At 69.7% G+C, this 14,494-nt stretch carries 14 protein-coding genes; 9 read left to right on the plus strand and 5 right to left on the minus strand.

Going from position 1 to position 14,494, the window contains the following annotated elements:
* The first annotated feature begins 836 nt into the window (after positions 1-836).
* The 3 genes from AB0B68_RS23570 (at position 837) to AB0B68_RS23580 (ending at position 3,412) form a co-directional block, all read left to right on the plus strand.
* Entirely contained in the window at positions 837-1,934 is a 1,098-nt protein-coding gene (locus tag AB0B68_RS23570) for a S8 family serine peptidase (RefSeq protein ID WP_357262738.1), read from the plus strand.
* Positions 1,935-2,093: 159 nt separating this feature from the next.
* Positions 2,094-2,762 (plus strand): Maf family protein, encoded by a 669-nt coding sequence (locus AB0B68_RS23575; RefSeq protein ID WP_357262700.1) that lies wholly within the window; start codon positions 2,094-2,096, stop codon positions 2,760-2,762.
* The gene (locus AB0B68_RS23580) at positions 2,759-3,412 is read left to right on the plus strand and encodes an O-methyltransferase (RefSeq protein WP_357262703.1); all 654 of its coding nucleotides are present in this window, start codon (positions 2,759-2,761) and stop codon (positions 3,410-3,412) included. The genes AB0B68_RS23575 and AB0B68_RS23580 overlap by 4 nt, the downstream gene beginning before the upstream one ends.
* Positions 3,413-3,478: 66 nt before the next feature.
* Here the strand turns inward: AB0B68_RS23580 and AB0B68_RS23585 are convergent, their stop codons facing one another.
* From AB0B68_RS23585 to AB0B68_RS23595, 3 genes are all read right to left on the minus strand, one after another.
* Complete coding sequence (locus tag AB0B68_RS23585) at positions 3,479-4,234, minus strand: ABC transporter permease (protein WP_357197966.1); 756 nt, start codon at positions 4,232-4,234, stop codon at positions 3,479-3,481.
* A gap of 18 nt (positions 4,235-4,252) precedes the next feature.
* The gene (locus AB0B68_RS23590) at positions 4,253-5,212 is read right to left on the minus strand and encodes an ATP-binding cassette domain-containing protein (RefSeq protein WP_355009464.1); all 960 of its coding nucleotides are present in this window, start codon (positions 5,210-5,212) and stop codon (positions 4,253-4,255) included.
* A 121-nt stretch (positions 5,213-5,333) separates the two neighbouring features.
* On the minus strand, positions 5,334-5,945 hold the full coding sequence (locus tag AB0B68_RS23595) for a PadR family transcriptional regulator (protein WP_357262741.1): 612 nt from the start codon (positions 5,943-5,945) through the stop codon (positions 5,334-5,336).
* Positions 5,946-6,095: 150 nt separating this feature from the next.
* On the opposite strand from AB0B68_RS23595, the gene AB0B68_RS23600 reads away from it, so the two are divergent.
* Entirely contained in the window at positions 6,096-7,847 is a 1,752-nt protein-coding gene (locus AB0B68_RS23600) for a biotin carboxylase N-terminal domain-containing protein (RefSeq protein WP_357197962.1), read from the plus strand.
* A gap of 16 nt (positions 7,848-7,863) precedes the next feature.
* On the opposite strand, the gene AB0B68_RS23605 is transcribed toward AB0B68_RS23600, so the two are convergent.
* Positions 7,864-8,757 carry a LysR family transcriptional regulator ArgP gene (locus tag AB0B68_RS23605; RefSeq protein ID WP_357197959.1) on the minus strand — a complete coding sequence of 298 codons (894 nt, stop codon included), beginning with the start codon at positions 8,755-8,757 and terminating at the stop codon, positions 7,864-7,866.
* 70 nt (positions 8,758-8,827) lie between these two features.
* Between AB0B68_RS23605 and AB0B68_RS23610 the strand changes: the two genes are divergently transcribed.
* Both AB0B68_RS23610 and AB0B68_RS23615 read left to right on the plus strand, forming a co-directional pair.
* Complete coding sequence (locus tag AB0B68_RS23610) at positions 8,828-9,424, plus strand: LysE/ArgO family amino acid transporter (RefSeq protein ID WP_357197956.1); 597 nt, start codon at positions 8,828-8,830, stop codon at positions 9,422-9,424.
* 133 nt (positions 9,425-9,557) lie between these two features.
* Positions 9,558-10,997, plus strand: coding sequence for a GuaB1 family IMP dehydrogenase-related protein (locus tag AB0B68_RS23615; protein ID WP_357262706.1), 1,440 nt, complete (start codon positions 9,558-9,560; stop codon positions 10,995-10,997).
* Positions 10,998-11,114: 117 nt separating this feature from the next.
* On the opposite strand, the gene AB0B68_RS23620 is transcribed toward AB0B68_RS23615, so the two are convergent.
* On the minus strand, positions 11,115-11,675 hold the full coding sequence (locus tag AB0B68_RS23620; protein ID WP_357197949.1) for a TetR/AcrR family transcriptional regulator: 561 nt from the start codon (positions 11,673-11,675) through the stop codon (positions 11,115-11,117).
* An 83-nt stretch (positions 11,676-11,758) separates the two neighbouring features.
* Here AB0B68_RS23620 and AB0B68_RS23625 point away from each other — a divergent pair, with 83 nt between their 5' ends.
* From AB0B68_RS23625 to AB0B68_RS23635, 3 genes are read left to right on the plus strand one after another with little or no spacing between them, the layout of a single operon-like run.
* The gene (locus AB0B68_RS23625; RefSeq protein WP_355009470.1) at positions 11,759-12,205 is read left to right on the plus strand and encodes a DoxX family membrane protein; all 447 of its coding nucleotides are present in this window, start codon (positions 11,759-11,761) and stop codon (positions 12,203-12,205) included.
* A gap of 25 nt (positions 12,206-12,230) precedes the next feature.
* Positions 12,231-12,713, plus strand: a complete 483-nt coding sequence (locus AB0B68_RS23630; protein ID WP_355009471.1) for a MarR family transcriptional regulator — start codon at positions 12,231-12,233, stop codon at positions 12,711-12,713.
* Positions 12,707-14,440 carry an ABC transporter ATP-binding protein gene (locus AB0B68_RS23635; protein WP_357197944.1) on the plus strand — a complete coding sequence of 578 codons (1,734 nt, stop codon included), beginning with the start codon at positions 12,707-12,709 and terminating at the stop codon, positions 14,438-14,440. The genes AB0B68_RS23630 and AB0B68_RS23635 overlap by 7 nt, the downstream gene beginning before the upstream one ends.
* Positions 14,441-14,494: the final 54 nt, after the last annotated feature.

The raw sequence follows: 14,494 nt of genomic DNA on the forward strand, positions 1-14,494 counted from the left end.
TCGGATGTGTATGGCAACGCTGCAGCGCCCATCATTCCACCGATCCTGCCAGCACCTATGCCGCCAAAAATAACCACGACCCCGTCCGCGAATAATCACGCCGCCACACCAGCAACCGTAGCCCCCGGAAATGGTCCCATTCTTAATGGGGCTGGAGGAGTCGCTCCGCTAAGCCCACCCAGCATTGCACACCCCGGCCCATCAAGTGCACCGCATGCCAGTTCCTCGCCAGGGGTACCGCCCGTCCTTCCGCCGGCTGCCACCACCGCGCCATTGAGGCACCAGCCGACGCAACCGATTGGGAGACCTGACTCGAATGGCTCGCGCGGCTCGTCACGCTCACCCGGTCTGGACCCATCGCGAAAATTGCCGCCTAGTGGCCTTATCGGCAGCGTTCCCGGATCACTCCCCCGTCAGCCCGACAGCAACAACGTACCCCCACGCCGAGTTAACCCGGTTGGAGGCGTGATTGGTGGCGGTGGGGCCGGAACTGCCCCTACTGGTGCGGCTGGATCTCGCCCTTCCGCCGGTAGAGGCCTTCCTGGTGCACATGGAACGCCTCCGATCGGGGGCGCGCCGGGACCTTGGAGTTCCGGGATGAGCGGAACTGCTCGCCTTCGGCGGAACGACGGCAATACGGAGGAGCCGAATCGCTGGGATCCGGACAATCCTTGGGAAACGCAAAAGGGAGTCAACCCGGTAGTGCGCCCTCCGGACGACGAGGGGCCAATAGACCCAGGACCGGCAATCGGTATCGGCCGGTGAAGAGGTCGACCATACACGCCCTTTTCGGAATACCGATAGTTATCGGAATTATTACCCTATCTTCCACCCCTATCGCCGCGAGCACGGCCAGCCCGCCGCCCAACGATGGCTCGAAGCGCATTCGCGCTGACCAGTGGCATCTCTCAGCCCTCAACTCTGGAGAAGCCAACAAAATCAGCCAGGGCGAGGGCGTGACTGTGGCAGTACCGGATACTGGCGTTTACCCGCATCCAGATCTAAGAGGGAACCTGCTTCGCGGCACCGACCTTACCAACGGAGGAGAGAGCAACGATGGTCAAGGCGATCGAAATAGCCACGGCACGGGGATGGCGGGTCTTATCGCTGCCCACGGCCAACAAGGAAACCAAGGCGCTCGCGGCATAGCACCGAAAGCAAAGGTTCTGCCGATAATTTCCTCGACAGTCGACAATCAGAGCAGCCCAGACAATCTGGGCAGGGCAATCGAGTATGCGGTTTCTTCTGGTGCTGACATCATTAGCATTTCCAGTGCGGGAGGCTCCAGCCCAGCCCTACGTCGCGCGATCAGGGGAGCTATCGTCGCGAATGTCGTCGTCGTTGCTGCTGCAGGTAATCGACCAGCCGACACTGAGGTTGGTTACCCGGCATCCGAAGATGGCGTCCTAGCCGTGGGGGGAGTTGACAAATCCGGTACACACGCCGCCGTCTCCGTCACTGGGCCGGAGATTGACGTGGTTGCGCCCGCCGTTGACATCTACAGCACGAGCATCGACGGCAAGTACCGCAAAGGCACCGGCACCTCTGACGCGACGGCGATCGTTGCGGGCGCGGCTGCGTTGATCAGGTCCAAGTACCCGTACCTGCCGGCCCGAGAGGTGGCGCACCGGCTCACGGCTACCGCCGTCGACAAGGGCCCTCCTGGGCGTGACGACGAGTACGGCTATGGAGTCATCGATCTTGTGGCGGCGCTGACGGCAGACGTACCGCCGCTTGGGTTTGAATCGGTGAGCGCTCCGGCCGGTGCTGGCCCGACCACGACGGCTGGCGCTCAGCCGGGCGGGGAGAGCGATAGCGCGACCGCGCGTGGGCTGGTCACTCTCGGGGTGCTCGTGGCTGCCGGGGTCGGGTGGGCCGTGATAGCGCGGCGGCGTCGACGTGGCGATGATCCGCCACCCAGAATCAGTCGCTGAACGATCGGCGAAGCGGTGATCCACTCGGCTTGCAGGAAGTCGCGGTGTCCGGAGGGACGGGATCGCGCGGTTTCCTGCAAGTCGAGTGGATCAAGGGCGCGGGCCACCCGGCGGCGGGGTGTCGGTCTTGGTGGGTGGCTGGGCGGTAACGTCGGGGTGGTGTCTGAGACTTTGCCGCTCCGCCTCGTGCTCGCATCGGCGAGCCCTGCCCGTCGTAAGTTGCTCCAGGCTGCCGGCGTCGAGCCGGAGGTGCTGGTCAGTGGGGTGGACGAGTCCCTGGTGGTGACCGAGCGGGCCGAGGAGTTGTGCCTGGAGTTGGCTCGCCTGAAGGCGCAGGCGGTGTTGACCCGGCTCAATGCGGCCGCCGATCAGCGGACGTTGGTGATCGGCTGCGACTCGGTGCTCGCCTTCGACGGGGAGATCCTCGGCAAGCCGGCGGATGCCGCGGACGCGACCCGGCGGTGGCTGCGGATGCGGGGACGCAGCGGCGTTCTGCACAGCGGGCACTGCCTGGTCGACGTTACTGCGGGCCGGCGCGCGGAGGCGGTCGCGTCGACGACGGTCCACTTCGCTGACATCAGTGACGACGAGATCGCCGCGTACGTGGCCACCGGTGAGCCGCTGGCGGTGGCCGGCGCGTTCACGATCGACGGGCTGGGTGGGCCGTTCGTGGAACGGATCGAGGGTGACCCGGGGACGGTGGTCGGGCTGTCGATGCCGCTGCTGCGCCGGCTCCTCGCCGAGCTGGATCTGCGGATCACCGACCTGTGGACGACTGTCGCGCCGGGCGGCCAAATGGTCGAGCCGCTCGGTAACGTCCGGTCATGACCATCAAGTCGATCCCGCTCACCAACGAGCTGCACGCCTATCTGGTCGCACACGGCTCCCCGCCGGACGAGATCATCCGTGACCTGGCCGAGGAGACCCGGTCGGTGCTGCCCGAGCACGCCACCATGCAGGTGGCTCCGGAGCAGGCCGCGTTCCTGACGTTCCTCACCCGGCTGCTCGGCGTGCGGCAGGCCGTCGAGGTCGGCACGTTCACCGGGCTCTCGTCTCTGGCAATCGCCCGCGGGTTGCCCGAGGGTGGGCAACTGACCTGCTTCGACATCTCCGAGGAGTTCACCGGCATAGCCCGGCGCTACTGGGCGAGGGCCGGCGTGCAGGATCTGATCGACCTGCGCATCGGCCCGGCCGCAGAAGGGCTGCGGGAGTTGCCGCACGAGCGGCACCTGGACTTCGCGTTCATCGACGCGGACAAGACCGGCTACCCGATCTACTGGGCCGAGTTGGTGCCCCGGATGCGTCCGGGTGGCGTGATCGCCGTCGACAACGTCCTGCGTGGCGGGCGGGTCATCGCCCCGCAGGACGCCGGCGACCGGGCCATCGCCGCGTTCAACGACGAGGTCCTCGCGGACGTACGGGTGGACCCGGTGATGCTGGCGATCGCGGACGGCCTGACCCTCGCCCGGGTCCGCTGACCGACGCCGCACGCAGCGACGGGGGTGTCCCCACCAGAGGGACACCCCCGTCAGTGAAAGCCGGCGTCAGCGGACGCTGCGGGCGAACTGGCGGGCAGCCCAGTAGACGCCCAGCGCGGCGAGGACAGCGGTGATGCTGAGGCCCTGCCAGACCTTGTCGCTGCCCAGGTCACCGGCGAACAGCGCCCGGGTACCGTCGACCGCCCAGGAGAACGGGTTCCAGTTGGCGATGCCCTGCAACCAGCCGGGCGCGAAGGTCAGCGGCAGCAGGATGCCGGAGAGCAGCAGCACCGGCTGCGCCACGGTGTTCATCAGCGGGGCCAGCGCGTCCTCACTCTTGACCTTGAGGGCGACGCCGTAGGAGACGGCCGAGGTCATGAGGGCGATCAGGGCGAGCATCAGGTACGCCAGCAGCAGGTCCCCGAGGAACACCCGAAGGTCGAAGATGAGCGCCAGGAGCGTGATGATGACGGCCTGCACCAGGAGCGAGACCACGTCGCGCAGCGAGCGACCGAGCAGCAGGGCGAGCCGGCTGATCGGGGTGACCCGGGAGCGTTCGATGACGCCGGCTCGCAGCTCGGCGATCAGGCCGAAGCCCTGGAACAGTCCGCCGAAGATGGCCAGGAGCACCAGCAGACCCGGTACGAAGATCTTGTAGGCGGCCGCCTGGGTGGGCGCGTTCAGTGCGGGCTTGAGCAGCGGGGCGAAGAGCAGCAGGTACATGACCGGCTGGAACACACCGACGAAGACCCAGACCGGGTTGCGGAGCAGGAGTTGGATCTGGCGCTGGAAGATCAGCCACGTGTCACGGGCGAATTTCATGAGAGTCGTCTCCGGTGGTCAGGACTCGCGCAGCGAGCGGCCGGTCTTGGTGAGGAAGACGTCGTCCAGGCTGGGTCGGTGCAGCTCGATCGAGCGCAGCTCCAGCCCGGCGTGGTCGAGTCGGCGCAGCACCTGCGGGATGGCGGTGGCGCCCTCGTCGACGTAGAGGCGCAGGCCGCCCTCGTCGACCGTCTCCAGCTTGTTGACGTACGGCTCGCCGTCGAGCGTCTGGGCGGCCTGCGGAGTGGCGGCCAGGTCGAGACCGACCAGCACCACGTCGCCGGAGATCTCCCGCTTCAGCTCGGCGGGGGTGCCCTCGGCCACCACCTCGCCGTTGTCCATGATCGCGATCCGGTCGCAGAGCGCGTCGGCCTCGTCCAGGTAGTGAGTGGTGATGAAGACGGTCATGCCGTCGGCGCGGAGCCGGCGGATCTCGTCCCACATGTGTGCGCGGCTCTGCGGATCGAGGCCGGTGGTCGGCTCATCCAGGAAGACGATCTTCGGCTCGTGGATGATGCCGAGGGCGATCTCCACCCGGCGACGCTGGCCGCCGGAGTAGGTCTTGCACTTGCGGTCGGCGTACTCGGTGAGCTGGAAGGCGTCCAGGGCGCGGGCGGCACGCCGCTGCGCGTCGGCCTTGCTGATGCCGTACATCCGGGCGTGCAGCACCAGCTCTTCGCGGGCGGTGGACTCGTCCCAGGTGCTGCCGCCCTGCGGGACGTACCCGATGCGGCGGCGCACCTCGGCCGGGTCCTTGCGCAGGTCGGCGCCCGCGATGGTGGCCTCGCCGCCGTCCGGCTCGATCAGCGTGGCGAGCATCCGCAGCGTGGTGGTCTTGCCGGCGCCGTTCGGGCCGAGGAAGCCGAAGATCTCACCCTTGGCAACGTCAAGGTCGACGCCCCGCACGGCGTCCACCGTCTTCGTCTCTCGACCCGCGCGGGAGCGGAACGACTTCCGCAGCCCCCTGGTCTCGATCATCTCTGCTCCTGGTCGTTCGGGCCGGTCGGGCCGGCCGTCGAGTGGGTCGACGCCGGGCGGCGCAATCCCCCGCTGTGCCGTCAGTAGGCTAACGCGATATAACTTTTCTAGTCAACGTTGATTATTCCGCGTCGGAGTCGGGCGACTCCAGGCCGTCCCTCCACCCCGTCCAACCCTGCGCTTCGTCCAGCTCAGCAGGCAGGTACGACACTCCGGAATCGATCCGCTCCGCGATCCGCTCGCACCAGGTCATCTCCGCCTCCGCGCGCGCCGACCACAGCTCGAACATCCAGGCCACGTGCACCGGCTTGCGGTTGCGCACCCAGTCCGACTCCAGCGAGGCGCGCATGGACTCGACGCCGGCGCGCAGCAGGTTGGCCCGGTTACGCAGGGCGGCGGCCGCCTCGGCGCGGGGCATGGCCGGCAGGAAGGAGAAGGCGGCCACGAACGGGTCGACGGGCTCGCTGATGGTCCACCACGAGTTGCGCAGCAGCGTCTCGAACTCGTCCTCCCCCTTGACCGTCACCTCGTACGTGGTCCGCGCGGGACGGGCGCCCACCTGCTCGGTCGCGACGGCGCGGAGCAACCCTTCCTCGGTGAGCTTGCGCAGGGCGTGATAGATCGATCCGGGTTGCACGTTCGCCCACTTGTCGGCGCTCCAGCTCAGCAGCTCACGGCGCACGTCGTAGCCGTGCACGGGCTGCATCCACCGCACCAGACCGAGAATCATCATTCGAGTCGAAGACACCCGATAAGCGTAATAGCCAAGTTTGACTAAACCGTGGCGGGTGCAGTGCGCCATCCCACACTGAGCGATCGTTAGGGTCGCCGTGGGCGGCCGATACACTCCCCGTCAGTAACCTGCCCGGGAGGAGCCACCAAGGTGCGCAAGGTACTCATCGCCAACCGCGGCGAGATCGCCGTCCGGGTGATCCGCGCGTGCCGCGACGCCGGCCTGGGCAGCGTTGCCGTGTACGCGGACTCCGACCGCGACGCCCTGCACGCCACCCTCGCGGACGAGGCGTACGCGCTGGGCGGGGACAGCGCGACCGAGACCTACCTGCGCATCGACAAGCTGCTCGACGTCGCCGCTCGGGCCGGCGCCGACGCCGTACACCCGGGTTATGGCTTCCTCAGTGAGAACGCCGACTTCGCCCAGGCCGTCACGGACGCCGGGCTGACCTGGATCGGCCCCACCCCGCAGGCGATCCGTGACCTGGGCGACAAGGTCACCGCCCGGCACATCGCCCAGCGGGCCGGCGCACCGCTGGTCCCCGGCACCCCGGACCCGGTGGCCAGCCCGGACGAGGTGATGGCCTTCGCCGTCGACCACGGCCTGCCGGTCGCCATCAAGGCCGCCTTCGGTGGCGGCGGGCGCGGCCTCAAGGTTGCCCGCACGATGGAGGAGATCCCGCAGCTGTTCGAGTCGGCCACCCGGGAGGCGGTCGCGGCGTTCGGTCGGGGCGAGTGCTTCGTCGAGCGGTACCTCGACCAGCCCCGGCACGTCGAGGCGCAGGTCCTCGCCGACCAGCACGGCAACGTGATCGTGGTGGGCACCCGGGACTGCTCGTTGCAGCGGCGTCACCAGAAGCTCGTCGAGGAGGCGCCCGCGCCGTTCCTCACCGACGCCCAGCGCGCGCAGATCCACGAGAGCGCCAAGGCGATCTGCCGCGAAGCCGGCTACCACGGCGCCGGCACAGTGGAATACCTGGTCGGCGTGGACGGCACCATCTCCTTCCTGGAGGTCAACACCCGACTCCAGGTCGAGCACCCGGTCACCGAGGAGACCGCCGGCATCGACCTGGTCCGCGAACAGTTCCGGATCGCCGACGGCGAGAAGCTGCGGATCACGGAGGACCCGACGCCGCGCGGGCACGCGATCGAGTTCCGGATCAACGGCGAGGACCCAGGCCGCAACTTCCTGCCCGCCCCCGGCACTGTCACCGCGCTGCGTCTGCCCAGCGGGCCGGGTGTGCGGGTCGACACCGGCATCTCGGCCGGCGACGTGATCGGCGGCAACTTCGACTCACTGCTCGCCAAGGTGATCATCGTCGGTGAGACGCGGACCGAGGCGTTGGAGCGCGCCCGCCGCGCGCTGGACGAGATGGTCCTCGACGGAATGGCCACCGCGCTGCCGTTCCACCGGCTCGTCGTGCGGGACGAGGCGTTCACCGCCGAGCCCTTCACAGTGCACACCCGGTGGATCGAGACCGAGTTCCACAACACGGTGCCGCCGTTCAGCGCCGCCGCCGGCACCGCCGAGGCGCCGGCCGAGCGCGACACCGTCGTGGTCGAGGTGGGCGGCAAGCGCATCGAGGTCAGCCTCCCCGCCGGCTTCGGCGGGAGTACGACCACCGCGGCACCCGCCGCCCGCAAGCCGACCCGGCGCGGTGGCGGCGCCAAGGCCGGTGCCCCGGTCGGCGGCGACTCGCTCACCTCGCCGATGCAGGGCACCATCGTCAAGATCGCGGTGGCGGACGGCGACACGGTGGCCGAGGGTGACCTGGTCGTGGTGCTGGAGGCGATGAAGATGGAGCAGCCGCTGCACGCGCACAAGGCGGGTACGGTCAGCGGCCTCAGCGCCGAGGTCGGCGCCGTGATCACCGCCGGTGCTCCCATCTGCACCATCGCCTGAGCCGTCCGGCGGACGATCAGCGCAGGGTTTCGGCGGCGACCTCGCGGACGGCGACGGTCAGGGCGTTCAGCACGTCCGACTCCAGCCGCCAGTGCTGCCAGTACAGCGGAACGTCGAGGTGTCGGCCCGGCGCGAGGTCGACACAGCGACCTGCGGTCAGGTCGGCCTGGGCGATCTGTTCCGGCACCAGACCCCAACCCAACCCGAGCCGGATCGCCTCGCTGAACGCCGGCACCGACGGTACGTAGTTCACCGGCGGGTCGAGCGGTCGACCGACCACCGCCCGGATGAACCGATGTTGCACCCGGTCCTTTCGGTCGAAGACCAACAGCGGGGTGCTCGCCAGCGCGGCGGCGGCGAATCCTCCGGGGAAGTGGGACGCCGCGAATTCCGCTGTGGCCAACGCGCGGTAGCGCACGGCCCCGAGTCGCAGCACCCGGCAGCCCTGCACGGCCTCCCGCTGGGCAGTGACCGCCGCCGTCACCGAACCGTCGCGCAGCAGCTCGGCGGTGTGGTCCTGATCGTCCTGCCGCAGGTCGAACGAGAGCCCGGCGCGCTGCGGCAAGCGGGCCAGCGCGGCGGGGAACCAGGTGGCCAGCGAGTCCGCGTTGACCACCACGGCGACCCGGATGCGGCCACCGCCGGCCAGCGGGCCGCGGGCATCTGCGAGGGCCTCCCGTTCGAGCAGCGCGAGCTGGCCGGCCAGGCGTAGCAGCGGGCGGCCGGCGTCGGTCGCCACGCATGGACGGGCACGGCGGACCAGCACCTGGCCGACTGTCTCCTCCAGCGCCTTGATCCGTTGGCTCACCGCTGACGGCGTAACGTGCAGCAGCCGGGCCGCCGCGTCGAAGCTGCCCTCCGCCACCACGGCCGCGAGTGTCCGAAGCTGCGCCGAGTCGAGACCTTCCATCAGCTGAGCTTAAGTTGCGTGAGAATCTTTAGTTGGACTGGTGACTGCCGACCGCCCTAGCGTCGTCTCCGTGCTCACCTCCGCCGTCGCCGGCTTCTCGGTCTCCATCGCCCTCATCGTCGCCATCGGCGCCCAGAACGCCTTCGTCCTGCGTCAGGGTCTGCGACGCGAGCACGTCGTACCCGTGGTGCTGACCTGCGCCGCTTCGGACGCGCTGCTGATCATGGCGGGGGTGGCCGGGGTCGGTTCGCTGGTGACCGGCCGACCGGGCCTGCTGATGGCGATTCGATGGGGTGGAGCCGCCTTCCTGCTCTGCTACGCGGGGCTCGCCGCCCGCCGCGCCCTGCGTCCCGGCGCCCTGCTGCCCACCGAGCGGCCGCCAGCCACGTTGGGGGCGACCCTGCTCGCCTGCGCCGCCTTCACCTACCTGAACCCGCACGTCTACCTGGACACCGTGCTGCTCCTCGGCAGCGTGGCCCAGCAACACCCGCACCGGTGGGTCTTCGGCGCCGGCGCCGTTCTGGCCAGTGTGGCCTGGTTCACCGCCCTCGGCGTCGGCGCGCAGCGCCTCGCGCCGCTGCTCGCCCGCGCCGTCGCCTGGCGGGTGCTGGACGCGGTCATCGCCGTCGTGATGGCCGGGCTCGCCGTGGCACTCCTGCTGGGCTGACCCGTTCTACCCGGACTCGCCGTGGCCCCTCCTGTGGCGAGCACCGCGCCACCGCGATCAGGACCGACGACGATGCGAGTGTTTTCCGCGACCACCGGCGGTGGAACCGACCGCGAGCGGGAATGATTGCCGGGTGCGGTTCCTTCACGGCGCGGCTCCCGCGCACGACCTGACCTATACCGACGTCTTCATGGCGCCGGCCCGCTCCGACCTGGGCTCCCGACTCGACGTCGACCTCTCCACCGGCGACGGCACCGGCACCACGATTCCGTTGGTGGTGTCGAACATGACCGCGGTCGCCGGACGGCGGATGGCCGAGACGGTCGCCCGCCGGGGTGCCATCACTGTGATCCCGCAGGACATTCCGATCGAAGTGGTGGCCAACGTCGTCGCCTGGGTCAAGCAGCGCCACCTGGTCTACGACACCCCGATCACGCTGGGCCCGACCGAGACCGTGGGCGATGCCATCCACCTGCTGCCCAAGCGCTCGCACGGTGCGGTGATCGTCGTCGACGACGACGGCCGGCCGATGGGTGTGGTCACCGAGGCGGACACCACTGGCGTGGACCGCTTCGCGCAACTGCGTCACGTCATGTCCACCGAGCTGCACACCGTTCCGGCGGACGCGGATCCTCGTACCGGCTTCGATCTGCTCTCGGCGGGCCGCCGCCGACTCGCCCCGGTGGTGGACGCCGAGGGTCGGCTGGTCGGGGTGCTGACCCGACAGGGCGCGTTGCGCGCCACCCTCTACACACCGGCTGTGGACGACCGGGGCCGGCTGCGGATCGCGGCGGCCGTCGGGATCAACGGGGACGTGACCGGCAAGGCGGCGGCGCTGCTGGAGGCGGGGGTGGACACGTTGGTAGTGGACACCGCGCACGGCCATCAGGCACGGATGATCTCCGCACTTCAGGCGGTCCGGAAGCTGGACCCGGGGGTGCCGGTGGCGGCCGGCAACGTGGTCACTGCCGAGGGCGTACGCGACCTGGTGGAAGCGGGGGCGGACATCATCAAGGTCGGCGTCGGCCCGGGGGCGATGTGCACCACCCGGATGATGACCGGCGTGGGTCGACCGCAGTTCTCCGCCGTGCTCGACTGCGCTGCCGCCGCCCGCCAACTGGGCCGGCACGTGTGGGCCGACGGCGGGGTGCGGCACCCCCGGGACGTGGCGCTCGCGCTCGCCGCCGGCGCGTCGAACGTGATGATCGGTTCCTGGTTCGCCGGCACCTACGAGTCTCCCGGCGACCTCTACACCGACGCGGACGGCCGGCGGTACAAGGAGAGCTTCGGAATGGCCTCGGCTCGGGCGGTCAGCGCCCGAACTGCCGACGACAGCCCGTACGACCGGGCCCGCAAGGCGGTGTTCGAGGAGGGCATCTCCTCGGCCCGGATGCACCTGGACCCGACCCGCCCTGGTGTCGAGGACCTGATCGACGAGATCATCGCGGGAGTACGCAGCGCCTTCACCTACGCCGGCGCACGGGATCTGACCCAGTTCCACGAGCGGGCGATCGTCGGCGTGCAGAGCGCCGCCGGCTTCACCGAAGGAATGCCCCTCCCCACGAGTTGGTAAGGGCCACCCTTCCACCGCGTCGATCATGGAGTTGTGGTGCCCCGCAAAAGGGGCAGCGATGGGTGAATTGCCCACCATAACTCCATGATCGACGCGTGTTGGCGCGTGTTGGCGCGGTCAGGTCGGCAGTCGGCCGAGCACGGCGCGGGCTGCCTCGCGGGGGTTGTCGCCCACGCGGTCGGGCAGCGCGCCGGCCAGCCAGAGGGTGGCGAAGCCGTGCGCGATCGACCAGGCCGCGAGCGAGTCCCGGTCGGTGTCTGCGGGCGCGCCACCGTTCGACAGCGCCGCCACCCCGGAGCGGAGCGCGGCGCCGGCCCGGCTCCGCGCCGCGATCAGCTCGGCGTCGTCGGCCCGGTAGAGCTCCGGGCGGAACATCACCTCGAAGTACGCCCGGTGCGTGACCGCGAAGTCGACGTACGCGACGCCGGCCTCCAGCAGGTCGTCATCCGCCGCGGTCAACGTCTCGGCCAGCAGGTCGAAGCCCTGTGCGGCGAGCGCGGTGAGCAGGCCCGCCTTGTCGCCGAAGTGGTGTGCGGGCGCGGCGTGCGAGACACCGGCCCGGCGGGCCAGGTCGCGCAGGCTCAGCGCGGCGGGTCCGACCTCCCCGACGACCTCCAGCGCTGCGGCGAGCAGGGCGCGGCGTAGATCGCCGTGGTGGTAGGCGCGGGTTCCGCTCATGCGCCAAGCCTATCTTGCCATTGACAAGATGAGCATCTGACGCGCAATCTTGACACTGACAAGTTCCCCCGAGGAGGATTCCGATGGCACCCCTGATCGCCTTGATCGCCGGCGCCGCGCTGGCCCGAATCGCCGGCCTGGTCGGCATCTCCGCACTGGACGGATGGCATCCCGCGCTGCGCGTCGGGCTGGCCGTGATGTTCACGCTCACCGCCGTCGCGCACTTCGTCGGCCAGCGTCGCAGCGACCTGATCGCGATGGTCCCGCCCCGGCTGCCCCGACCGGACCTGCTGGTCACCGCCACCGGCGTGCTGGAGCTGGTCGGCGCGGTCGGCCTCCTGGTGCCGGCGACCGCCCGGGTCGCGGCGGCCGGGCTCGGCCTGCTCATGCTGGCCATGTTCCCGGCCAACGTCTCGGCCGCCCGCCGCGAGTTGACCCTCGCCGGCCGCCCGGTCACCCCGCTCGCACAGCGAACCGCCCTGCAGATCCTGTTCGTGGCCACCGCTGCGGCAATTTCGTTTGGCCCCTGACTATCAGGGGGCTAACCTGCTTGTCGTGGAACTCGTGACCCTCCAGGACGTGCCGCTCGGCCGGCTGCTGGTGGTGGCCGGGCACCTGGTCGGGCAGCGGTGGAACCGCTACCTCGCCGAGGAGCACGGCCTCACCCAGGCCGGCATGATCACCCTGATGACGCTCGCCCGGCACGGCGAGTTGCCGCACCGAGCGGTCGCCGAGAAGGGGTTCGTCCGCCCGGCGACCCTGACCGGCATCGTCGACACGCTTGAGCGCGACGGCCTGGTCGAGCGGCAGCGCGACGACAACGACCGACGCAGCATCCGACTCGCCATCACCCCCGCCGGGCGGGAACGGGTGGCAGCGCTCGACGCGCTCATGCACTCCGGACGGCCCCTCACCTCGGTCGACGCCGACCCGGCGAAGGCCCAGGTGATCCGGGAGTTCCTGCTTGAGGTCATCGGCAGCGGAGACGACCCGCGGATGACCGGACGCCCTACCGAAACGAAGGACCCGGCGTGCTGATCCGACTCCTGCGCGGCCAACTGCGCACCTATCAGAGACCGTTGCTGGCGGTCGTGCTGCTCCAGTTCGTGGGCACCATGGCCTCGCTCTACCTGCCCAGCCTCAACGCGGACATCATCGACCAGGGTGTGGCCCGGGGCGACACCGACTACATCGTGCGCACCGGCGGCTGGATGCTGCTGGTCAGCCTGATCCAGATCGTCTGCTCCATCGCGGCTGTCTACCTGGGTGCCCGGGTCGCGATGGGCTTCGGCCGTGACGTACGCGCCGAACTGTTCGGGCACGTCAACCGCTTCTCCGCCCGCGAGGTGGCCCGGTTCGGGGCACCGTCGCTGATCACCCGCAACACCAACGACGTGCAGCAGGTGCAGATGCTCGTGCTGATGAGCTGCACGATGCTCGTCGCCGCACCGATCATGAGCGTCGGCGGCGTGTTCATGGCGTTGCGTGAGGACGTCGGGCTCTCCTGGTTGATGCTGGTCAGCGTCCCGGTGCTGGCCATCGCCCTCGGCGCGATCATCCGTCGGATGGTGCCGGGCTTCCGGCTGATGCAGACCCGCATCGACACTGTCAACCGGGTGCTGCGGGAGCAGATCACGGGCATCCGGGTGGTCCGTGCGTTCGTCCGAGAGCCGTACGAGACGGACCGCTTCGCCGTCGCCAACGCCGACCTGACCGCGACCGCGCTGCGTACCGGCCGGTTGCTGGCGTTGATCTTCCCGGTGGTCATGCTGGTGCTGAACGTCTCCAGCGTGGCCGTGCTCTGGTTCGGCGCGCAGCGGGTGGACGCCGGCGCGATCCAGATCGGCGCGCTCACCGCGTTCCTCCAGTACCTGATGCAGATCCTGATGGCGGTCATGATGGCCACCTTCATGCTGATGATGGTGCCGAGGGCAGCGGTCTGCGCCGAGCGGATCGTCGAGGTGCTGGACACCGACTCCTCGGTGGTCCCGGCCACCGTGCCGGTCACCGAGCTGCCCAGCCGAGCCGAGTTGGAGCTGCGCGGGGTGCGCTTCCAGTACCCGGGCGCGGTCGAGCCGGTGCTGCGCGACATCTCCTTCCGGGCGACCCCGGGCACCACCACGGCGATCATCGGCAGCACCGGCGCCGGCAAGACGACGCTGCTGTCCCTGATCCCCCGCCTGGTCGACGTCACCGACGGCGCTGTGCTGGTCGACGGGGTGGACGTGCGGGAGTTGGCGCCGGACGAGCTGTGGCGACGCATCGGCCTGGTGCCGCAGCGGCCGTACCTGTTCACCGGAACGGTCGCCAGCAACCTGCGCTACGGCAACCCGGACGCCACTGACGAGGAGCTGTGGTCGGCGCTGGAGATCGCCCAGGCCCGGGACTTCGTGGCCCAGATGCCCGGCGGGTTGGACGCCCCGATCGCGCAGGGCGGCACCACCGTCTCCGGTGGGCAGCGGCAGCGCCTGGCCATCGCCCGCGCCCTGGTCCGGCAACCGGAGATCTACCTCTTCGACGACTCGTTCTCCGCGCTCGACCTGGGCACCGACGCGCGGCTGCGAGCGGCCCTGCGGCCGGTCACCGCGCAGGCGGCGGTGGTGATCGTCGCCCAACGGGTCTCCACGATCATCGACGCCGATCAGATCATCGTCCTGGAGAACGGAGGGGTCGTCGGAGTGGGACGACATGCGGAGTTGTTGGACACCTGCCCGACGTACGCCGAGATCGTGGCCTCGCAGCAGACCACGGAGGTGGCGGCATGAGCGAGCGCGACGAGCCGCGCACCGCGGCCGTACCCAGTCAGAAGCCGGCCGGCG

The organism is Micromonospora sp. NPDC049049, from assembly GCF_040649115.1.
In the GTDB taxonomy this organism is placed as follows: domain Bacteria; phylum Actinomycetota; class Actinomycetes; order Mycobacteriales; family Micromonosporaceae; genus Micromonospora.

Excerpts from the sequence above, each read along its gene's own strand:
- AB0B68_RS23590 (WP_355009464.1), bottom strand. The coding sequence starts at position 5,212 with ATGATCGAGACCAGGGGGCTGCGGAAGTCGTTCCGCTCCCGCGCGGGT.
- AB0B68_RS23595 (WP_357262741.1), bottom strand. The coding sequence starts at position 5,945 with ATGATGATTCTCGGTCTGGTGCGGTGGATGCAGCCCGTGCACGGCTAC.
- AB0B68_RS23625 (WP_355009470.1), top strand. The coding sequence starts at position 11,759 with ATGGCACCCCTGATCGCCTTGATCGCCGGCGCCGCGCTGGCCCGAATC.
- AB0B68_RS23580 (WP_357262703.1), top strand. The coding sequence starts at position 2,759 with ATGACCATCAAGTCGATCCCGCTCACCAACGAGCTGCACGCCTATCTG.
- AB0B68_RS23620 (WP_357197949.1), bottom strand. The coding sequence starts at position 11,675 with ATGAGCGGAACCCGCGCCTACCACCACGGCGATCTACGCCGCGCCCTG.
- AB0B68_RS23585 (WP_357197966.1), bottom strand. The coding sequence starts at position 4,234 with ATGAAATTCGCCCGTGACACGTGGCTGATCTTCCAGCGCCAGATCCAA.
- AB0B68_RS23605 (WP_357197959.1), bottom strand. The coding sequence starts at position 8,757 with ATGGAAGGTCTCGACTCGGCGCAGCTTCGGACACTCGCGGCCGTGGTG.